Here is a 21510-nt window from a genome sequence, read left to right on the forward strand (position 1 = left end):
TTTAAACATCGTGTACATCCTATGATCAGAATCAGAAAAGGGTTAGATCTGCCGATATCCGGGATACCGTCTCAGGTGATTGAAGACGGCCCCGTTATCACGCGTGTAGCACTGTTTGGCCAAGATTATGTCGGTATGCGTCCTTCCATGCTGGTGGAGGAAGGCGATCGCGTTAAAAAAGGTCAGGCGCTGTTCGAAGATAAAAAGAATCCTGGCGTTTTCTTTACGGCACCGGCCAGCGGGCGTGTTGCTGCGATCCATCGTGGTGAACGTCGCGTACTGCAAGCGGTGGTGATTGAGATCGAAAACGGCGGTGATGAGCAGGTGGAGTTTGCTTATTACCAGCCGGCCGATCTGCCTGCGCTGGAGCGGGAACAGGTTGAAAGCGATCTGTTGGCCAGTGGCCTGTGGGCCGCGTTGCGCACCCGTCCGTTCAGCAAGGCACCGCGTCCAGGCTCTGTACCGCGGGCTATTTTTGTCAGCGCCATGGATACCCAGCCGCTGGCGGCCGATCCGCAGGTGATCATCGCCGAACAACAGGCGGCATTTAATGCCGGGCTGACGGTGCTGACTCGTCTCACCGAGGGCAAGGTGCACGTTTGCCACGCCGCGGGTTCGCGTATGGTGGAGCAGAGTGGGGCGCAGATCAGCTATAGCGAGTTCGCTGGCCCGCATCCTGCCGGGTTGGTGGGCACCCACATTCACTTCCTGGAGCCGGTCAGCCTGAAAAAAACCGTCTGGCATATCGGCTATCAGGATGTCATCGCCATCGGTACGCTGTTTACCAGTGGTAAACTCGACACCCGCCGCATCGTGGCGCTAGCCGGGCCACAGGTGGAGCAACCTATTCTGTTGCGTACCCGTTTAGGGGCCAGCCTGGATGAGTTGACCGCTGGCCGCCTGAAGGCTGGGGAAAACCGTGTGATTTCCGGTTCGGTGCTGAGTGGCACCCGTGCCAGCGGGCCGAGTGCCTGGCTTGGTCGTTTCCACAACCAGGTTTCCGTGTTGCTGGAAGGGCGCGAGAAAGAGCTGTTCGGCTGGATCGCACCTGCGCCCGATAAATTCTCCATTACCCGCACTACGCTGGGGCATTTCCTGAAGAATAAGCTGTTCGCTTTTTCGACCACCACCAACGGCGGTGAGCGTGCGATGGTGCCGATCGGTAATTACGAACGCGTGATGCCGCTGGACATTCTGCCTACCCACTTATTGCGCGATCTGTTGTCTGGCGATACCGACAGCGCTCAGGCGTTGGGCTGTCTGGAGCTGGATGAAGAAGATCTGGCGTTATGCACCTTCGTGTGCCCCGGCAAGTATGAATACGGCCCGGTGCTGCGTGACGTGCTGACCAAGATTGAGCAGGAAGGATAATCCATGGGCCTGAAGAACTTTTTTGACAAGATTGAGCATCACTTCACGCCGGGCGGCAAGCTGGAAAAGTGGTATCCACTGTTTGAAGCGACCGCTACGGTGTTCTACACCCCAGGCACGGTGACGCGGGGTGCATCGCACGTGCGTGATGCTATCGATCTCAAACGCATGATGATCCTGGTGTGGCTGGCGGTATTCCCGGCGATGTTCTGGGGGATGTACAACGTCGGCCAGCAGGCGATTCCGGCGCTGCACCATTTGTACAGTGGTGAGCAACTGCAACAGGTACTGGCGGGCGATTGGCATTACCGTCTGGCGCAGTGGCTGGGGGCATCGTTAAACGCCGATGCGGGCTGGATCAGCAAAATGGTGCTCGGTGCGACCTATTTTGTGCCGATCTACGCCGTGGCCTTTCTGGTCGGGGGCTTCTGGGAAGTGCTGTTTGCCATGGTGCGCAAACACGAGATCAACGAAGGTTTCTTCGTCACCTCGATTCTGTTCGCGCTGATCCTGCCGCCAACGATACCTTTGTGGCAGGTGGCTCTGGGGATCACCTTTGGCGTGGTGATCGCCAAAGAGATCTTTGGCGGCACCGGGCGTAACTTCCTTAACCCGGCGCTAGCGGGGCGTGCTTTCCTGTTCTTTGCCTATCCGGCGCAGATTTCTGGCGAGCTGGTATGGACTTCCGCCGACGGTTTCTCTGGCGCTACGCCATTGTCGCAGTGGGGCTCTGGCGGCATGCACAGCTTGAGCAGCATTGCCACCGGGCAGCCCATCACCTGGATGGATGCATTTATCGGCAACATCCCTGGCTCGATTGGTGAAGTGTCCACGCTGATGATCCTGCTTGGCGGCGCGGTTATTCTGTTTGCCCGCGTGGCTTCCTGGCGCATTGTGGCCGGGGTGATGATCGGCATGATCGCCACCGCTTATCTGTTCAACGCCATCGGTTCTAACACCAACCCGCTGTTTGCCATGCCATGGTACTGGCATCTGGTGCTCGGGGGCTTTGCCTTCGGTATGATCTTTATGGCTACCGACCCGGTTTCTGCCTCGTTTACCAACAAGGGGAAATGGTGGTACGGCATCTTGATTGGCGTGATGTGTGTGCTGATCCGTGTGGTCAACCCCGCCTATCCGGAAGGCATGATGCTGGCGATCCTGTTCGCCAACCTGTTCGCACCACTGTTCGATTATCTGGTGGTGCAGGCCAACATCAAGCGGAGAAAAGCCCGTGGCGAATGAATCTAAAAATGACAGCATCGGCAAAACGCTGCTGGTAGTGCTGATGCTGTGCCTGGTGTGTTCTGTGGTGGTGGCAGGGTCTGCCGTCGGTTTGCGTGCCCAACAGCAGGAGCAGCGGTTGCTGGACAAGCAACGCAATATCCTGGATGTGGCGGGTCTGTGGACGCGGGGTATGACCGGTGGCCGGGTCAGAGCAACATTTGACAAATATATCGAAACGCGTCTGTTGGATCTGAATAGCGGTGAGTTTGTGCCGGGGGATCATAGCGAATTTGATATGGCCGCTGCGTTGCGTAGCGATGCCAAGAGCATCGCATTACCGGCTGAGAAAGATATTGCCGGCATTCGGCGCCGCAGTAACCAGGTGGAAATCTATCTGGTGCGCGATGACGCAGGGGCCGTGCGCAATATCATATTACCGATCAATGGTTCTGGCGTCTGGGCGATGATGTACGCCTTTGTCGCGCTGGATGCGGATGGTAATACGGTACGCGGCCTGAGTTTCTATCGGCACGGTGAAACGCCAGGGTTAGGGGGAGAAATACAGAACCCGCGTTGGCGCGCACAGTGGGTCGGCAAGCAGTTGTTTGACGAAAAAGGCAACCCGGCGATCCGCATTGTGCACGGTGGCGCACGGCCAGGGGATGTGCACGGCGTGGATGGTTTGTCCGGTGCCACACTCACTTCCAACGGTGTACAGAATACGTTTAATTTCTGGTTGGGCGATCATGGTTTCGGCCCATTCCTGCAAAGAGTCCGTGAAGGAGCGCTGAAAAATGGCTGATTCCAAAGAGATTAAGCGGGTTCTGCTGGAACCGCTGCTTGATAATAACCCGATTGCATTGCAGATCCTCGGGGTGTGTTCGGCGCTGGCGGTCACCACCAAGCTGGAAACCGCGCTGGTGATGACGCTGGCATTGACGCTGGTGACCGCGTTTTCCAGCTTCTTTATTTCACTGATTCGCCACCACATTCCTAACAGCGTGCGCATTATCGTGCAGATGACCATTATCGCTTCGCTGGTGATCGTGGTTGATCAGTTTTTACGTACCTATGCGTATGAGATCTCTAAACAACTGTCGGTGTTCGTGGGCCTGATTATCACCAACTGTATTGTGATGGGCCGTGCGGAAGCCTACGCCATGAAGTCGCCGCCGATCGAAAGTTTTATGGATGGCATCGGCAATGGCTTGGGGTACGGGGTGATCCTGATCCTGGTCGGGTTCCTGCGTGAGCTGGTTGGTTCGGGCAATCTGTTCGATATACCGGTGTTAGTGACGGTGCAGAACGGGGGCTGGTATCAGCCAAACGGCCTGTTCCTGCTGGCACCCAGCGCGTTCTTTATCATCGGCCTGATGATTTGGGGGCTACGCACCCTGAAACCAGCCCAAAGAGAAGTGGAGTAACCGCTGATGGAACATTACCTTAACCTGTTTGTTCGCGCGGTGTTTGTCGAGAACATGGCGTTGGCATTCTTCCTCGGCATGTGTACCTTCCTGGCGGTATCAAAGAAGGTGGCGACCTCTTTTGGCCTGGGTATCGCGGTCACCCTGGTGCTCGGCATTTCCGTGCCGGTGAACAACCTGGTCTATAACCTGCTGCTGCGTGACAACGCCTTGATCGAAGGGGTTGATCTGAGTTTCCTCAACTTCATCACCTTTATCGGCGTGATCGCCGCATTGGTGCAGATTCTGGAGATGATCCTCGATCGCTTCTTCCCGGCATTGTACAACGCGCTGGGCATCTTCCTGCCGCTGATTACGGTGAACTGCGCCATCTTTGGTGGCGTGTCGTTTATGGTACAGCGCGATTATAACTTTGCTGAATCCGTGGTGTATGGCTTTAGTTCAGGTATCGGTTGGATGCTGGCCATTGTGGCTTTGGCGGGGATCCGCGAAAAACTGAAGTATGCCAATGTGCCAGCCGGGTTACGCGGTTTGGGCATTACCTTTATTACCACCGGGTTGATGGCATTGGGTTTTATGTCATTTTCCGGCATTCAGTTGTAAAGGCAGGAAGCATTTATGGAAATTATTTTAGGCGTGGTCATGTTTACCGGCATCGTGATGCTGCTGGCGTTAATGATCCTGTTTGCCAAATCCAAGCTGGTGAATACCGGTGATATCGCCGTTGAGGTTAATGGCGATCGGGATAAAAGCTTTACTGCCCCGGCGGGGGATAAGCTGCTCAATATGCTCTCCAGCCAGGGGATCTTTGTCTCCTCGGCCTGTGGCGGCGGCGGCTCTTGCGGCCAGTGTCGGGTGGTGATCAAAGAGGGCGGCGGCGATATTCTGCCCACTGAGCTTTCCCATATCAGCAAGCGTGAGGCGAAAGAGGGTTGCCGCCTGGCGTGCCAGGTGAATGTGAAGCAAAACCTCAAGATCGAGCTGCCGGAAGAGATCTTCGGCGTGAAGAAATGGGAATGTGAAGTTATCTCTAACGATAATAAAGCGACCTTTATCAAAGAGCTGATGCTGAAGATCCCGGATGGCGAAGATGTGCCGTTCCGTGCCGGGGGCTTTATTCAGATCGAAGCTCCGGCGCACGAAGTGAGCTATGCGGATTTTGACGTGCCGCAGGAATATCGTGGTGATTGGGACAAGTTCAACCTGTTCCGCTTCCGTTCCGCGGTGAACGAGACAACGGTGCGTGCCTATTCAATGGCCAACTACCCGGATGAAAAGGGTATCATCATGCTCAACGTGCGTATCGCCACGCCACCACCGAATAACCCTGAAGCGCCGCCGGGGATCATGTCCTCCTATATCTGGTCGCTGAAAGCGGGTGACAAGGTGACGATCTCCGGGCCATTCGGTGAGTTTTTTGCCAAAGATACCCAGGCCGAAATGGTGTTTATCGGCGGTGGGGCCGGTATGGCGCCAATGCGTTCACACATTTTCGATCAGTTGAAGCGCCTTAAATCCAAGCGCAAAATCACCTTCTGGTACGGTGCTCGTTCTCTGCGTGAGATGTTCTATGAAGATGATTTCAATCATCTGCAGGAAGAAAACGAAAACTTTACCTGGCATGTGGCGCTTTCCGATCCGCAGCCGGAAGATAATTGGACTGGCTATACCGGCTTTATTCATAATGTCCTGCTGGAAAATTATCTGAAGAACCACCCGGCACCGGAAGACTGTGAGTTTTACATGTGTGGGCCACCGATGATGAACGCGGCGGTGATCAAGATGCTGAAGGATCTCGGCGTTGAAGACGATAACATCATGCTCGATGACTTTGGTGGTTGAACAGGCGGTTGTGAATGAAGTTTTGGATGACAATAGTGGCGCTTGGCGCCACTTTGCTGTTGGCGGGATGTGAGCCAAAGCAGGAAAATCTCGATGGCAAAACGATGGGAACCTATTACTCGATCCGTTTTGTCCCTGGGGAAAATACGCCGGCAGTCGAAACGCTGCGTGCCGAGATCGATAAGCGCCTGGAGCAGGTTAACGATCAGATGTCGACCTACCGGCCAGACTCTGAGCTGAGCCGTTTCAACGCCAGCCGCGAAGTGAATAAACCCTTCCCGGTTTCTGCTGCAACGACGGAAGTGGTGCTGGAAGCGCTGCGCATCAACCGGGTTACCGATGGTGCGCTCGATGTCACCGTGGGGCCGCTGGTGAATCTGTGGGGCTTTGGCCCCGAAGGCCGCCCGAATAAAGTGCCGACCGTTGCCGAACTGGAGCTGCGCCGTAGCTGGACCGGGAGCGATAAGCTGTCGGTTGAAGGCCATGCGTTGGTGAAAAGCATTCCGGAACTGTATGTCGATCTTTCTTCTATCGCCAAAGGCTATGGTGTGGATGTGGTAGCCGAATATCTGCAATCACAGCACGTCAAAAACTATATGGTCGATATCGGTGGCGAAGTGCGAACTCGCGGCCATAACGGCGAGAAGAAGCCGTGGCGTATCGCCATTGAGCGCCCGGTAGCCGGTGTGGAGCAACAGGCTCATCTGGTGGTTGAACCGGGTGAAATGTCTATTGCCACCTCCGGTGATTATCGTAACTACTTCGAATACGACGGAGTGCGCTATTCTCATACCATCGATCCCTCGACCGGTAAGCCGATCAATCATAACCTGGTGTCGATTACCGTGATCAGCCCACAGTGTATGACTGCCGACGGTCTTTCCACCGGTTTGAACGTCATGGGGCCGGAACGGGGCATGGCGCTGGCAAACCTGATGGGGATTCCGGTATTTATGATCGTGAAAACCGCCAATGGTTTTGAAGAACGTTACTCCGAGGCGTTCAAACCCTATCTGAAGAAAAGCGAGTGAGGCGGTTATGCTGACGGTATTCGTTGCATCCTTTGTGCTGTTTCTGCTGGTGATTGGCGGCATGTCTCTCGGCTATCTGCTGCGGCGTAAACCCTTGCAAGGCAGTTGCGGTGGTATCAGCGCATTGGGGATGGAAAAAGTCTGCGACTGCCCGGAGCCTTGCGATGCACGTAAAAAGCGCTTGGCAAAAGAGGCGTTGCGGCGTGAACAACTGGAAAAACGTCGCATCTTATAACCGCTAAATATCAAGGGGTTCGGTACGCAGAACCCTCAGACTGCTGACAAAGCCCGTTATTAGGGAGAGCGTGCCGAAGGGGTCGTAGCGGCGTAAGCCGCCGGAGCGCCCCTCGGTGCGCTAGGCCCGAGTATCTCGGGTTCAAAAGCTACTTTGTCATCAACCTCGGGGTTCTGTACACAGGACCCTTTTTTTGTCCCTTCTGTTCATTTCCGCATTTGAGTTCTTTTTATTTTACTGTATATTTAAACAGCATTATGGGAGGGCGAAATGCGTAAAATCATTCATGTTGATATGGATTGCTTCTTCGCGGCGGTGGAAATGCGCGACGATCCAAGCCTGCGCGATATTCCATTGGCGATTGGGGCCAGTGCCGATCGCCGTGGTGTGATCAGCACCGCCAATTACCCGGCACGCCGCTATGGGGTGCATAGCGCCATGTCTACCGCCATGGCGCTCAAGCTTTGCCCGCACCTGAAGCTGTTACCGGGGCGGATGGCGGCCTATAAAGAAGCCTCGCAGCATATCCGCGCTATTTTTGCCCGCTACACTTCACTGATTGAACCACTTTCGTTGGACGAAGCCTATCTGGATGTGAGCGACAGCACGCAGTGCAGCGGTTCGGCAACGCTGATCGCCCAAGAGATCCGCCAGGCGATCTCCGATGAGTTGCATCTCACCGCCTCGGCCGGTGTCGCACCAATCAAATTTCTCGCCAAGATTGCCTCGGAATTGAATAAGCCCAACGGGCAATACGTGATTACGCCCGCGCAGGTGCCGGGGTTTTTGCAGCAACTGCCGCTCGGTAAAATTCCTGGCGTGGGTAAAGTCACCGCCAAGCGCCTGGAAGATCTGGGGTTGTTCACCTGTGCCGATGTGCAAAAATACGATTTGGCAGCCTTGCTAAAAAGCTTCGGCAAATTTGGCCGGGTGCTGTGGGAGCGCAGCCAGGGTATTGATGAACGTGAGGTGTCCCCCGATCGCCTGCGTAAGTCGGTGGGCGTTGAGCGCACGCTGGCGCAAGATATTCACCGCTGGGAAGAGTGTGAGACGCTGATTATCGATAAACTCTATCCCGAGCTGGAGATGCGGCTGCGCAAGGTGAAACCGGATCTGCATATCGCCCGGCAAGGGGTGAAGCTGAAGTTTCAGGATTTTCAGCAGACCACCCAGGAGCATATCTGGCCGGTACTGAATAAAGAGGATTTGATCAACGTTGCCCATAAAGTGTGGCAAGAGCGGCGTGATGGGCGCGGGGTGCGCTTGGTTGGGCTGCATGTCACCTTGCTGGATCCGCAGCTTGAGCGGCAACTGGTGCTGACGTGGTAATCACGGGGGAACCGCAAGGGCACAAGATTGCACCCTTGCAGCACGGCGCTTATTTGCGCTCAGGAATCGCTTTCAGCAGTGCGGTCAGCAACTGCCAGTATTGCCCGACGCTGGCAATATGCACCTGTTCATCCGGCGAATGTGGCCCGGTGATGGTTGGCCCAATCGAGACCATATCCATATGTGGATAAGGTTTTTTGAACAAACCGCACTCCAGCCCAGCGTGGATCACCATAATGTTCGGCGTGCTGTTGAACAGTTTCTGGTAAGTTTCACGCACTAACTGCATTACCGGTGAATTAGCATCGGGTTGCCAGCCTGGGTAAGCGCCCTTGGCTTCAGTCTGTGCGTTAGCCAATTGCCCCAGCGCGTTCAGCATCCCCACCACATAATCTTTCCCGCTGTCGATCAGCGAACGGATCAGGCAAATGATCTCCGCTTCTTTTTCGCTGGTGGTCACTACGCCAACGTTCAGCGAGGTTTCTACCACGCCTTTTACCTCATCACTCATGCGGATCACTCCGTTAGGCGTGCCGTTCAGCAGGGCGATAAAACGCGCTTGGCAGTTGGCAGTCATAGCCTGCGATGGGCTGGTGACAGGATCCAGCAGAATGGTGATGTTTTTCTCTTTTGCGACCAGCTCGTTTTTCAGGATAGCCAGGTAGTGCTGGGTCAACGCTTTCAGCGCATCGGCTTTCGCTGCTGGCACGGCAACCACCGCCGAGGCTTCGCGTGGGATCGCATTACGCAGCGTGCCGCCGTTCAGATCCAGCAGGCGCAGATCCAGTTCTTGCGCATGGGCAAACAGGAAACGCGCCAGCAGTTTGTTGGCATTGCCTAAGCCCTGATGGATTTCTGCGCCTGAGTGGCCGCCCTTCAAGCCTTTGATGGTCAGCTTCAGGGTTTGGTAGCCGGCTGGCAGTGCTTCACGTTGCAGTGGCAGCGTGGTGATAAAATCAATACCGCCAGCGCAACCCATGTAGATTTCGCCTTCCGTTTCGGAGTCGGTGTTGATCAGGATATCGGCCTGCAGCCAGTTGGGCTGTAAGCCAAAAGCGCCATCCATACCGGCTTCTTCGGTCATGGTCAGCAGCACTTCCAGTGGGCCGTGTTCAACGCGATCGTCGGCCAGCACCGCCAGCGCAGAGGCCATGCCAATGCCGTTATCCGCACCCAGCGTGGTGCCGCGGGCTTTCACCCATTCGCCATCAACGTAGGCTTGGATCGGATCTTTGGCGAAGTCGTGGACGGTGTCGTTATTTTTTTGTGGCACCATATCGAGGTGGGCCTGTAGCGCCACCGGTTTGCGGTTTTCCATGCCTTTGGTGGCTGGCTTGCGAAGCAGAATGTTGCCCACCTGATCGCGCTCGGCGTGCAGGTTCTTTTCTTTTGCCCAATCGAGAATGTGTTGCGCCAGCGCTTCTTCGTGGTAGGAAGGGTGGGGAATCGAGCAAATCTTGGCAAAAATATCCCACAGCGGCTGTGGCGAAAGTTGAGACAATTCAGACACTCTAGGTCTCCTGTAACAGCATGCCTTGCAAAGGGGAATGCTGCGCGGTTAGGGTTAGTTGATATCTGTGCTTGGTGGCACGATGCTCTGAGAATATCACTTTATTCCAGGACGCGCGCGCACCGTATTGGCGGTTTGGCCAGTGCTATACAGCGCTTTACCTGGCCGCAGAGGATTTAATCAGCGCTAATCCTCCCGCAGGCAACCAGACAAAATACGGATGAATTCCTCAGTTCAACTGGTATTCAGCGCGGCCAGTCTCTATAATCTCGCGCAACCTTTTTTCCCCTGATTACTCAATAAGCCACATCAACTGCTGGCCGGGACCACACATTCTATGAGCGAAAAATACGTTGTTACTTGGGACATGTTGCAAATGCAGGCGCGCAAACTGGCTCATCGCCTGCTGCCTGCTGAACAATGGAAAGGCATCATTGCCGTCAGCCGCGGTGGCCTGGTTCCAGCCTCTTTGCTGGCGCGTGAACTGAGCATCCGCTATGTGGATACCGTGTGCATTTCCAGCTATGACCATGACAGCCAGCGCGAAATGAAAGTGCTGAAACGTGCCGAAGGTGATGGTGAAGGCTTTATCGTGGTTGACGATCTGGTGGATACCGGCGGCACTGCAAAAGCGATCCGTGAAATGTATCCGAAAGCCCACTTCGTCACCATTTTTGCCAAACCGGCTGGCCGTCCGCTGGTTGACGACTACGTGGTTGATATCCCTCAGGATACCTGGATCGAGCAGCCGTGGGACATGGGCGTTGCCTTCGTGCCACCGATCGGCGGCCGCTGAGTCAAGCCAAAACGCCCGGTTCTGCCGGGCGTTGGTATTTATAAGCCCAGGCAGCCTGATTTCGTCATCTTCTGTAAATTCCCCGCATTCTGCCCGTAGAGCTTTGGTGTCTGTCGCCAGAGTTAGGTACACTGTCTTCAGACATTCCGGCTGTTTTATCCCCGTGGCGGTTTAAGCTGCAGCTTAAAAACCATTGGGTATCAGCCTTGAAGCAAGATCCTCGGAGGCTGTTGTTACCATGGCACAAGCCAACCTTTCTGAAGTACTGTTCAAACCTTCGTTTAAACATGCCGAAACCTCGACGCTGGTATCGCGCGCTCATCACGTGGTGGGAGCGGATATGCACTCTGCGTTGGAGGGGGATACCGGCAACAACTGGTATCGCATGCTTAACCACCTGCTGTGGACCTGGCGCGGTATTGATCCGCTGGAAATCAGCGAAGTCCTGGCGCGAATTGCCAATTCGAACGCCGAACACAGCGACGAGCACCTGCTGGATACCGTGGTCGGTTATCGCAACGGTAACTGGATTTATGAATGGGTACGCCAGGGCATGAAATGGCAACAGCGTGCCTTGGAACAGGGTGATCCGCTGCTGGGTGGGCAGTATTGGCTAAATGCCGCCAATCTCTACAGCATTGCCGGTTATCCGCATCTGAAAGGGGATGAACTGGCTGAGCAGGCAGAGGTGCTGTCCAACCGTGCGTATGAAGAAGCCGCCTTGCTGTTACCCTATCAGCTCAAGGAGTTGGAATTCGCCATTGAGGGCGGCAGTGCGATCACCGGTTTCCTGCATATGCCGGAAACCGGACAGGCCCCGTACCCAACGGTGCTGATGTGCGGCAGCCTGGATACGTTGCAGACCGATTACCACCGCCTGTTCCGCGATTATCTGGCACCCCTGGGCATTGCGATGCTGACCATCGATATGCCTTCTATTGGTTCATCCTATAAATGGAAGCTGACGCAAGATTCCAGCTTCCTGCACCAGCAGGTGCTGACGCAGTTGCCCTCGGTGCCGTGGATCGATCATCAACGCGTCGCTGCCTTCGGCTTTCGTTTTGGTGCCAATGTGGCGGTGCGCCTGGCCTATCTCGAGGCTCACCGGTTGCGTGGTGTGGCGTGCGTGGGGGCTTTGGTACATAGCCTGCTGTGTGAAGCCCAGTGCCAAGAGCATGTGCCCGATATGTATATGGACGTCTTGGCCAGCCGCATGGGCATGTCTAATGCTTCCGACAGCGTGCTGAAAACCGAGCTGAACCGTTATTCGCTGAAAACCCAGGGGCTGCTTGGCCGCCGTTGCCCAACGCCGATGCTGGCCGCGTACTGGGATAGCGATCCGCTCAGCCCGAAAGCCGAAGCCCAACTGATCGCCTCATCCTCGTTGGATGGCAAGCTGATCGCCATCCCTCGTTCGCCGGTATATGAAAATTTCCACAAATCATTACTGCAGATTTGTAACTGGTTGAAAGATAAAATGCGGTAACCAGTTGCTAATTTTCAACAGTTTGCTAAAAAGGATGGTCTACCTACATTGAGGAGGTTAAAGAATGACGTTACCAAGTGGCCATCCTAAGAGCCGGTTAATGAAACGCTTTGCCAGCCTGGGGCCTTATCTGCGCGAAAGCAAATGTGAGAATGACCATTTTTTCTTTGATTGTTTAGCGGTTTGCGTCAACGTCAAGCCTGCGCCGGAAAAGCGTGAATTCTGGGGATGGTGGCTTGATCTGCAGGCCGACCAATCTCGCTTTACCTATGCTTATCACTTTGGCTTGTTCAACAAAGATGGGCAATGGAAGGCTGAAAAGATTAAAGATGGCGAAGTACAGGAAAAGTTGGAAACCACACTGCGCGATTTCCATCATCGCCTGGGGGAACTGATGACCAGCCTGGAGTTGGTGCTGGAGCCTGCTGATGATTTTAATGAGAAACCGCTAAAACTTTCCGCCTAGATCATTTTCATTTCATAATTGCGCTGAAATCGCGTTGTGCCTGTTGGCATAACGCGTGTCTCCTGTTACAAAGTTCTTTGCATTCCCTTCTTATTTCAATGGCAGAGATATTATGAGCAGCAGCCAGACATTGGTTGTGAAATTGGGCACCAGCGTGTTGACCGGCGGATCGCTGCGTCTGAACCGTGCCCATATTGTTGAGCTGGTGCGCCAGTGCGCGCAGCAGCATGCCGCGGGCCATCGCATTGTGATTGTTACCTCCGGGGCGATTGCTGCCGGGCGTGAACACCTGGGCTACCCCGAACTGCCCGCCACCATTGCTTCCAAACAGTTATTGGCGGCGGTGGGGCAAAGCCGCCTGATCCAACTGTGGGAACAGCTATTTTCCATTTACGGCATTCATATTGGGCAGATGCTGCTGACGCGAGCCGATCTGGAAGATCGTGAACGGTTCCTCAACGCGCGTGACACCATGAGCGCGCTGCTGGATAACCGCATCGTGCCGGTGATCAATGAAAATGACGCAGTGGCGACGGCAGAGATCAAAGTTGGCGATAACGACAACCTTTCGGCCCTGGCGGCGATTCTGGCCGGCGCCGATAAACTGCTGCTGCTGACCGATCAGCAGGGCTTGTACACCGCCGATCCGCGCAACAACCCTACGGCGGAGCTGATCCGTGAAGTGCATGGCATTGATGATGCACTGCGTGCTATTGCTGGCGACAGCGTATCTGGCCTGGGGACCGGCGGCATGGGCACCAAGTTGCAGGCCGCCGACGTGGCTTGCCGTGCGGGTATTGATGTAGTTATCGCTGCGGGCAGCAGGCCGGGCGTGGTGGCCGATGTGATCGCAGGTAACCCGGTGGGCACCCGTTTCCACGCGCTGGAAACCCCGTTGGAGAACCGTAAACGTTGGATCTTTGGTGCGCCACCTGCGGGTGAGATCACCGTAGATGACGGTGCGATAGATGCCATGATGGCGCGCGGCAGTTCACTGTTGCCAAAAGGCATACGTGACGTTAAAGGCGATTTTTCCCGTGGTGAAGTGATCCGCATCTGCAATCTGGCGGGCCGCGATCTGGCTCATGGCGTCAGCCGCTATAACAGCGATGCGATGCGCATGATTGCCGGGCATCATTCGCAAGAAATCAACGAAATTTTGGGTTATGAGTATGGCCCGGTGGCTGTCCACCGCGACGATATGATTGTCAGCTAAGGAGTAAGCATGCTTGAGCAGATGGGGAAGGCCGCGAAGCAGGCTTCCTGGCAACTGGCGGTGCTGAGCACGGCAAAGAAAAACCAGGTGCTGGCGGTAATGGCCGATCGGTTAGAAGCCAACAGCGAAGTGATTCTGCAGGCCAACGAGCGGGATATGGCACAGGCGCGTGAGGCAGGGATGAGTGAGGCCCTGTTGGATCGCCTGTTGCTGACGCCTGCCCGCCTGGCTGCGATCGCTAACGATGTGCGTCAGGTATGCCGCCTTAGCGATCCGGTGGGCCGGGTGTTGGACGGCAACCTGTTGGACAGCGGCCTGAAGCTGGAACGCCGCCGCGTGCCGCTTGGCGTGATCGGCGTGATCTATGAAGCGCGCCCCAATGTGACTATCGACGTTGCCAGTCTGTGCCTGAAAACCGGCAATGCGGTGATTTTGCGCGGTGGCAAAGAGACGCACCATACCAATCAGGCAACGGTGAAAGTGATCCAGCAAGCGCTCGAACAATGTGGCCTGCCAGCCGCAGCGGTGCAGGCGATCGAAAGCCCGGATCGCGAGTTGGTAAACGAGCTGCTGCGCATGGATCGTTATGTCGACATGCTGATCCCGCGTGGTGGTGCCGGTTTACATAAACTGTGCCGCGAGCAGTCAACGATTCCGGTGATCACCGGTGGCATTGGCGTGTGTCATATCTACGTTGATGACTGCGTTGATTATGACAAAGCGCTGACGGTGATTGAAAACGCCAAGATTCAGCGGCCAAGCGCCTGTAACTCGTTAGAAACGTTGTTAGTTAACCGCACTATTGCCAACAGTTTCTTGCCTGCGCTGAGTGCGCGCATGGCGGCCGTTGGGGTGACTTTACACGCCAGCGATAACGCTATGCCTTTGCTGCATGAAGGCCCGGCGCGGGCAGTTGCGGTAGAAGCGAAAGACTACGACGATGAATGGCTGTCGCTGGATATGAATGTGACGCTGGTAGACGATATCGATCAGGCGATCGAACATATCCGCACCCACGGCACCAGTCATTCGGATGCGATTCTGACGCGTTCGCTGAGTAACGCCGAATATTTTGTGCGCGCGGTGGATTCTGCGGCCGTGTACGTCAACGCCAGCACCCGCTTTACCGATGGCGGCCAGTTTGGTTTAGGGGCCGAGGTCGCGGTGAGCACCCAGAAGCTGCACGCTCGCGGCCCGATGGGGTTGGATGCGCTCACCACTTATAAATGGATTGGCTACGGCGACGATCTGGTTCGCAGTTAGTGCTGTTGCTGGGGTAGAAAAGGGGCGCGCTGTGCCCCTGGAACCGCTGGCAATCGGCGTTGCATTTAAGCCACAGTAAGCATAGGGTTGATGTGAAATGCAGCAGATGATTAGCGGCCTATTGACTCAGCCCGTGCTTTTGCATAATTTGTTCAGCGTATTCCGGCATGCACCTGTATGCCCGGCCCAAAGCCGATATAGCTCAGTTGGTAGAGCAGCGCATTCGTAATGCGAAGGTCGTAGGTTCGACTCCTATTATCGGCACCAGTCACTTCTATCTTATTGATTTAGTTAGTATTAAATCCATTCAGAGTGAAATCGCGTAGCCTCTCCTACATAGAGGTCATACAGCCGATGGCTCAACGTGATAATCTGTATCGCCGTAGCAGCGGTATTTATGTTGTCCGTATTGCAGTTCCCGCCCGATACCGTCTCTACACGGGACAGCGTGAGATTCACGCTTCAACAGAAACAAACGACATCAGAAAAGCGCGAGCGATTGCCGCAGTTCTATTGGCTGTCTGGCAGCGATGTCTGGGTGAGTATCAAAAATTGGATAGAGAAAAGTTGGTAAGCAGTGCGCCTGCTTTGGCTGGAGAAGGAATGATCAGCCTCGCTGAATTTTGCGGTTTAACGAGCGCTTCCCTGCAACAAGTGGCGCAGCGACTACTTGATACGAATATCCCACTTTTTTGGCTTGCTGATGGGCATCCTGCCTACTATGTAGAAGATCTTTCACTCGTTGATAAGGATGATCCTGAGGCTTCTGGATTTATCATCGATAGTGCCATTAACATCGGGATCAGAGGTTCTCTGAACGGTTATATCCAGCCTTTGGTTACCTCACGTATATTACGTCAGATGATCGCTGGCGAGCCGCTAGACGCAGAAACCGCATTTAAATCCTCAGAGGCTTCATCCAAAGCCGCATGGTTCGTTGACTTTCCCGGTGTCGAAATCTCGCCTGGTTCACTAATGATTCATCGTGTGCAAGCCGAGCGCTTACGATTGTTTTGGCTGTCATATAGCCCCTCACTATCTCCTGCAACTACTGAGAAGCCAAAAGCAATATCCACTGCAATATTGTCCCCATCATTGCCGGAGAATGAGTATGTAAATCGCAAATACTACTCGGTGAAAATGAGCGAGTTATGTGAAAAATATATTCGCTACAAGCGCGGGGGGAAATTCACGGAAAAGGCAGAGAATCGAGTCCGGGAGGGTTTTAGCCTACTGGTTGAAGTCATGGGTGATCCAAAGCTTGTAAAAGTAGATCGTGACTATCTCCGCGAGTATGAGAGCTTGCTAAGGTCGATACCTGCACGGCGTGATTTAGCTAAAATCCGATACAGAATCAATGACATTCATGAGTTGATGGTTAAAGCAAGAGAGAATGGCGACCCTCTAATGAGCGATAACACCGTTCGTAAATATATGCGGGTTATCTTCGAAGCTTTAAGGTGGGCAGATGGAGAAGGTATTTTTATTAAGTCTCCTGCGAATCAATTCTTCGCACCTGTAGAAAATGAAAAGATGGATCAGGACTTCAAAGCTGATTTCACTGATGAGGATTTGCACGCTATTTTTAACCGCCCTTGGTTTAAACGTGGAACTGTGGATAGAAATAGCGGGGGACGCTTCCATCATTACCGTGCATTTCATTACTGGTTGCCACTCATCGGATTCTTTACCGGAGCAAGGATTAATGAGTTATGCCAGCTTTATCTGGATGATATTAAACAGGATGCTGCCGGATTTTATTTCTTTGAAATCAGCAACGAGCGTGTCGATCATTCACTGAAAACGATTAATTCACGAAGAAAAATACCGTTGCATCCGACATTGATCAAACTTGGATTAATCCGCTATTGCGAAGCATTGAAGAAAGCAGGCCATGCGCGTTTATTTCCTGAGCTTCCTTACCACTCTGTAAAAGGATACGGAGATAAGGCTTCGGACTGGTTTAACCGTTCGTTGCTGAAAGTGCAGTTAGGATTTGAAAAGGGCAGTAAGAAATCTTTCCATTCATTCCGTCACACGTTTTCAACCAGGCTCAAACAAGCAGGAATCGACAGCGAGACGCGTGCGCAGTTTGTTGGACATATCCGCGGTTCTGGCGAGACAGAGAACCGATACAGCAAAGATCATCCACCAGCAGCTCTTTATACTGTGCTTGAGAGCGTTACGTTAGGTCTACCGGAAGTTGCTCCATTTGTTTGCGAAGATGGTGTGGTTGCTGTAGCTGATGCGCTACGGATTAAACAGAGCAACAAAAAGCGTATAGAAAAACACTAGGTTGTTGTGATGACTTTGGGCATCAAATGTTACAACATGATTGAACATGGCAGGTGTAGTAAGACTTAGTTTTTGCACTGCGTTATTTACATCGAATACTAAGGTCTAAGGAATTGCAAACTTTTAGTTATACTCATATGCACCATCCGATGAGTGTTAATTTTTAAAATTACAAAGGAGCAGACGATGCGTGAAGCAAAAATATTAGACATTCTGATAAATAGAATTGCTCGTAATCACTTTAAGAGACAGGCACATCGAACTAAAAATTCGCATGAGTTACACCAGTTCGCATCTCTTTTTGATTCAGACTACCTAAAAAAACTGGCTCAGTTATTTATTATGACAGATAAAAATTCAACTGATGGCCTGCATTCTCATTATTATATTGTTGAGGCCGGCTGGATCGATAAGAAACCACTGGTTGCATTTCCTCCAGCGCTAAATTTACCAAAAGTAGAACTCGGTGATGCCTTACTTATCTATAGTAATCAACTCGTTGATAAGGAAAGAAAATTTATAAGTGTGGGTGAAGAACGTGCTGTAATTATTCAAGCTAAAATCACTGGAAATAAATTACGTCTTCCCAAAGTAACTGTAACCTCTGGAGAATCTTCAAAAAAGGAGTTTGAACTTTATAGTAAATGGCCTTCTTTTATGCTTAAGAATAAGAGTGGTTACACTTCCTTGTTTAATCTTCCTCACCCACTGAGTAAAAGTCAGCCATATCCCTATGCATTTTATCTGGCAGCAAGAAAATCTTACTCTAAGAATCCAGACTGGCGATGTCATTGGATGGGGGCTCCATCAAAAAAGACAGAAAGGTGTAACATATCTGCTGGTGATATATTGCTTGGTTTGAAAACTGGGTTGCCAGTAAGTAACTACCAAGTAGGAGCAGATTTAAAGTCAAACCCGGAGTGGGCCAGACTTGTAAGAGCTGTATTAATGTATGTATCTTCTAGTTGGACTAATAAAGGATGGTGTGGTGTTACTATGCCAACGAGAATAAAAGGAAGTCATTTAACTTCTCTTAATTTATATCTTACAAAGAAATATCTTAGAACAAATATATTTAATATGGGTTTTAATTCATCATTAATTAATTTATTGCCTGATGTGCCGGTATCATGGGGGAGTTTATCTAACTCAATTAAAAATGGTCCTTCTGAGAGTGATTTCTCAGGCAAGTTAATGATTTTGAGAATGACTCGAATTAGTTCAGAGTTCCCATTTGAAACAAAAGATGTCGAACAAGAATTATAAGGCATTTAAGGATGTCCAAACTTACTAAAGTCTTTATTCTATTTTTAATACCTCTAATAAATTAGTTGATAAATAATAAATTAGTGTTTTTATTATCTTGAAAAAATTGAGCCCCATAATAAGGGGCTCATCTAAGCTATGCCCTTCTGGCCTCGACTCCTTTTTTTCTGCCCTCTATCAATACTCTCCACGATTCTAATATTTCGATGTCTTTGATTAATTCGTCAGGATGAGGAGTGGGAATCATTGCGATTGCAGCACCATCGTGTGCAAATTTCGAACATCTGGTCATATTAGATTCTACCAATCGGTAATCTTCATCTTCGACAATCACATATCTTAGTTTTTGTGTGGAAATTCCTTCGGAAAATCTGTTCACTACACCTTGAAAAAGAATTTCTTCGACACTTCTTTCCCAAGCCATTCTTAAATGGTAATAGGTATCTTGTGTGAGTTTTTTGGTTAAATCCTCGTCTCCACCTTTATGATGTCTTACTACTTCACTATGCATACCCCTCAATGCTTTAACTCTCTTTGAGGTGCTTAGTGCATCAAATGGTAATCTATCTGTGTGAACACCAAAACCTTGAGATGTTTTTCTGATGCATTGTGTAAGGTTTACAACATCATTCTCTTGAGATTCTTGCTGAAGAATGCATAAAAAATAAATGTCATGTGTGAAAACTATTAACTGCCTTTTCTTAGACTCTTCTACTAGCCGTCTTGCTACATGCCAGCGACGGCGATGATCTAGAGATGATACTGGATCATCAAAGATTAATCCGGACATTGTTTTAGATAAGTTAACTTCAGTCAGGAATGAAGCAATTGCTATTGCTCTTTGTTCACCTTCGCTAAGAATCTCCGATGGTCTTGCACCATTAGATTTTTCCATTACTAATTTAAATTGAGTTTTGCCTCCAGGAGAAGAGTTTTGCATTGTGACTCTTAGCTCATGAACATTTAGAGCTTCAAACTCTTTGTTAAGCATTTCAATAACTTCAGGTGTCGCTATTGATCTCGCCAATTCAGTGGACTTTCGTGATATAGCCGTTGTCCCACAACTGGCAGAACATTGATTTAGTTTATTGCAAAGGTCTAATTTTAAGATACAGTCGATAACAATATCTTTAAACTCTTTTAGCTTAGAACGTGACATCAACTCGTTATGCTCATTAACCATAGCCTGTTTAGCTTCTGCATTAAAAGTTGCCTCTAAAGCCTTCGCATCAGATTCAAGTTTTATAACTGCTTCATTAATGATTAAATTAGGTGTATCAAGTAACTTACTTACGTCTTCCCAAGGAAGTTTTTCACTTGCTGCTAAGATAATATCACCTTGACGCTTTTTTAAATGTTGTTCAAACGTCAAGCATAAATCTAATAATTGAGGTGAGTAGTCTGATAACTCATTATTTAATGCTTCATCAATATTTAGACTCAAGTTTAACTTCTCTATCTCCTTATAAGCATTTCCAGCATTAGTTCTTGTCGTTACGGCCAACTTCTCCGCTTCTTTCTGTATGAATTCATCGAAAGAAATTAATCGTGTCACTCCTTGTTCGCCTAACTCATTTTGACAAAGAGGACATTTGTCATTTTCTTCTAACTTTGGGAAGTGTTTTTCAGGGTAGTTTTCTTTTGAAAATACACGTGCTGCTTCAAAGAGTATTTTCCATGGTTCACTGCCTGTTCCTAAAAGTTGCCCAGGGGTTTCTTTGAAAGCTTTAGCCGCAATTTCAGCCGCATTTCTTGCAGATTTATACTTACCTATTAATTCCTTTAAATTATCTTCCTTATTTGATGATATTGAAGTTGAAGCCTCAGTTATTCTTTTGTAAAGCCCTCTAAAACGTAGTGCTTTTTGCCTTAATATCAGGGCTTTTTGCTTAGGGTCAGATTCTGCTAATGTTCTTGTTAGTGTATCTAAACGGGTAATTTCATCCTCTTTAAGTGAGGCAAGTTGTTCAACTTTTTGTATTGATGTCTGATGAGATAAATTAGCAAGAAGAACACCAGTTTGGGTCTTTGTGTTTGATAGCTCACTAAAAATATCTAGATTTGGTTTATTCGTTTTCGTGTCATGCTCAATCTTTAACTTTAATTTATTACACACGTTAACTAATTCAGTTAAAATGTCTAGACCATAAGGTATATAAGCAAAGTCGCCTTGGTTATCTATATAGGCTCTTGCGCAAAATGAGTCGAAAGTAGATATATTGGAAAGCTCTTCAGGAGGAGGGGTGCCATCTTGCCAGTTGAGTGTTATTTCTTCTCCGTCTTTAATAATTTCGAATTCTGCCCTAGCCGGACCAGTTTGTTCTGGGGGGCGGTTAGCATTAGGAAGGATTGGTTCTCTCTGATCTCGAGCTCTACAAACTTTTTTTAGTAATCTTGAGTAACCAGATTTACCCGCACCATTCTCACCATAGATTATGGTGAGTCCGGTAGGAGATATAGGCAATTATTCTTTCTCAGCTAATGCATTTATATTTTCTAGGTTTTTTATCGATTTTATCTGAATTAGTGAAGATATATTCTCTATTGCAGCTATTTGATCTTCAGTAAATGTTAATGCTTGTATTTCCTGTTGCTCAGGAATTCCATGATGAAGTTTAAGAAGAAGATATATGTCATCCAAATCCTTATCTTCAAGTTGCCTTGAGTCGTAGATTCGATTTATAGCATGTTGTTGCCAGAGTGGTAGTTTGGTGGACCAGCTTTGAATTTCCTGAAGTATTGACATGCAAAAC

The 21510-nt window shown here is 50.7% G+C and carries 19 protein-coding genes and 1 tRNA gene; 17 read left to right on the forward strand and 3 right to left on the reverse strand.

Annotated features, from left to right (window positions below; all coding sequences use genetic code 11):
- The first annotated feature begins 21 nt into the window (after positions 1 to 21).
- From WG891_RS18675 to dinB, 9 genes are all read left to right on the forward strand, one after another.
- Positions 22 to 1371, forward strand: coding sequence for a Na(+)-translocating NADH-quinone reductase subunit A (locus WG891_RS18675; protein WP_337264130.1), 1350 nt, complete (start codon positions 22 to 24; stop codon positions 1369 to 1371).
- A gap of 3 nt (positions 1372 to 1374) precedes the next feature.
- Positions 1375 to 2616, forward strand: a complete 1242-nt coding sequence (locus tag WG891_RS18680) for an NADH:ubiquinone reductase (Na(+)-transporting) subunit B (protein ID WP_337264129.1) — start codon at positions 1375 to 1377, stop codon at positions 2614 to 2616.
- On the forward strand, positions 2606 to 3400 hold the full coding sequence (locus WG891_RS18685) for a Na(+)-translocating NADH-quinone reductase subunit C (protein WP_337264128.1): 795 nt from the start codon (positions 2606 to 2608) through the stop codon (positions 3398 to 3400). Before WG891_RS18680 ends, WG891_RS18685 begins: the two co-directional genes overlap by 11 nt.
- Positions 3393 to 4022 (forward strand): NADH:ubiquinone reductase (Na(+)-transporting) subunit D, encoded by a 630-nt coding sequence (locus tag WG891_RS18690; RefSeq protein ID WP_337264127.1) that lies wholly within the window; start codon positions 3393 to 3395, stop codon positions 4020 to 4022. Before WG891_RS18685 ends, WG891_RS18690 begins: the two co-directional genes overlap by 8 nt.
- 6 nt (positions 4023 to 4028) lie before the next feature.
- A complete protein-coding gene (nqrE, locus tag WG891_RS18695; RefSeq protein WP_076944184.1) occupies positions 4029 to 4625 on the forward strand; it encodes an NADH:ubiquinone reductase (Na(+)-transporting) subunit E in 597 nt (198 codons plus the stop codon).
- Positions 4626 to 4640: 15 nt separating this feature from the next.
- The gene (nqrF, locus tag WG891_RS18700) at positions 4641 to 5864 is read left to right on the forward strand and encodes an NADH:ubiquinone reductase (Na(+)-transporting) subunit F (protein ID WP_337264126.1); all 1224 of its coding nucleotides are present in this window, start codon (positions 4641 to 4643) and stop codon (positions 5862 to 5864) included.
- A gap of 14 nt (positions 5865 to 5878) precedes the next feature.
- Positions 5879 to 6895, forward strand: a complete 1017-nt coding sequence (locus WG891_RS18705) for an FAD:protein FMN transferase (protein WP_337264125.1) — start codon at positions 5879 to 5881, stop codon at positions 6893 to 6895.
- 7 nt (positions 6896 to 6902) lie between these two features.
- Complete coding sequence (nqrM, locus tag WG891_RS18710) at positions 6903 to 7130, forward strand: (Na+)-NQR maturation NqrM (RefSeq protein ID WP_337264124.1); 228 nt, start codon at positions 6903 to 6905, stop codon at positions 7128 to 7130.
- A 270-nt stretch (positions 7131 to 7400) separates the two neighbouring features.
- Positions 7401 to 8459: a DNA polymerase IV gene (dinB, locus tag WG891_RS18715; protein ID WP_076944188.1), complete on the forward strand. Its 1059-nt coding sequence runs from the start codon at positions 7401 to 7403 to the stop codon at positions 8457 to 8459.
- A gap of 49 nt (positions 8460 to 8508) precedes the next feature.
- Here dinB and pepD read toward each other — a convergent pair whose 3' ends face one another.
- On the reverse strand, positions 8509 to 9969 hold the full coding sequence (pepD, locus tag WG891_RS18720) for a beta-Ala-His dipeptidase (protein WP_156294229.1): 1461 nt from the start codon (positions 9967 to 9969) through the stop codon (positions 8509 to 8511).
- Between the two features lie 337 nt (positions 9970 to 10306).
- Here pepD and gpt point away from each other — a divergent pair, with 337 nt between their 5' ends.
- From gpt to WG891_RS18760, 8 genes are all read left to right on the forward strand, one after another.
- The gene (gene gpt, locus WG891_RS18725) at positions 10307 to 10765 is read left to right on the forward strand and encodes a xanthine phosphoribosyltransferase (protein WP_337264123.1); all 459 of its coding nucleotides are present in this window, start codon (positions 10307 to 10309) and stop codon (positions 10763 to 10765) included.
- Positions 10766 to 11003: 238 nt separating this feature from the next.
- The gene (gene frsA, locus WG891_RS18730) at positions 11004 to 12251 is read left to right on the forward strand and encodes an esterase FrsA (RefSeq protein WP_337264122.1); all 1248 of its coding nucleotides are present in this window, start codon (positions 11004 to 11006) and stop codon (positions 12249 to 12251) included.
- A 64-nt stretch (positions 12252 to 12315) separates the two neighbouring features.
- The gene (crl, locus tag WG891_RS18735; RefSeq protein WP_337264121.1) at positions 12316 to 12717 is read left to right on the forward strand and encodes a sigma factor-binding protein Crl; all 402 of its coding nucleotides are present in this window, start codon (positions 12316 to 12318) and stop codon (positions 12715 to 12717) included.
- Positions 12718 to 12829: 112 nt separating this feature from the next.
- Positions 12830 to 13933: a glutamate 5-kinase gene (gene proB, locus WG891_RS18740; protein WP_337264120.1), complete on the forward strand. Its 1104-nt coding sequence runs from the start codon at positions 12830 to 12832 to the stop codon at positions 13931 to 13933.
- 9 nt (positions 13934 to 13942) lie between these two features.
- A complete protein-coding gene (gene proA / locus WG891_RS18745) occupies positions 13943 to 15196 on the forward strand; it encodes a glutamate-5-semialdehyde dehydrogenase (RefSeq protein ID WP_076944194.1) in 1254 nt (417 codons plus the stop codon).
- 191 nt (positions 15197 to 15387) lie between these two features.
- Positions 15388 to 15463, forward strand: a tRNA-Thr gene (locus tag WG891_RS18750).
- 87 nt (positions 15464 to 15550) lie between these two features.
- A complete protein-coding gene (locus tag WG891_RS18755) occupies positions 15551 to 17491 on the forward strand; it encodes a site-specific integrase (protein WP_337264119.1) in 1941 nt (646 codons plus the stop codon).
- 186 nt (positions 17492 to 17677) lie between these two features.
- Positions 17678 to 18757 carry a hypothetical protein gene (locus WG891_RS18760; protein ID WP_337264118.1) on the forward strand — a complete coding sequence of 360 codons (1080 nt, stop codon included), beginning with the start codon at positions 17678 to 17680 and terminating at the stop codon, positions 18755 to 18757.
- Between the two features lie 136 nt (positions 18758 to 18893).
- Here the strand turns inward: WG891_RS18760 and WG891_RS18765 are convergent, their stop codons facing one another.
- Together WG891_RS18765 and WG891_RS18770 are read right to left on the reverse strand one after the other, a co-directional pair.
- Positions 18894 to 21221: an AAA family ATPase gene (locus tag WG891_RS18765; protein WP_337264117.1), complete on the reverse strand. Its 2328-nt coding sequence runs from the start codon at positions 21219 to 21221 to the stop codon at positions 18894 to 18896.
- Positions 21222 to 21503 (reverse strand): hypothetical protein, encoded by a 282-nt coding sequence (locus WG891_RS18770; protein WP_337264116.1) that lies wholly within the window; start codon positions 21501 to 21503, stop codon positions 21222 to 21224.
- Positions 21504 to 21510 lie beyond the last annotated feature (7 nt).

This window comes from Serratia sp. MMO-28, from assembly GCF_037199905.1.
GTDB classification, from domain to species: domain Bacteria; phylum Pseudomonadota; class Gammaproteobacteria; order Enterobacterales; family Enterobacteriaceae; genus Chania; species Chania oryzae.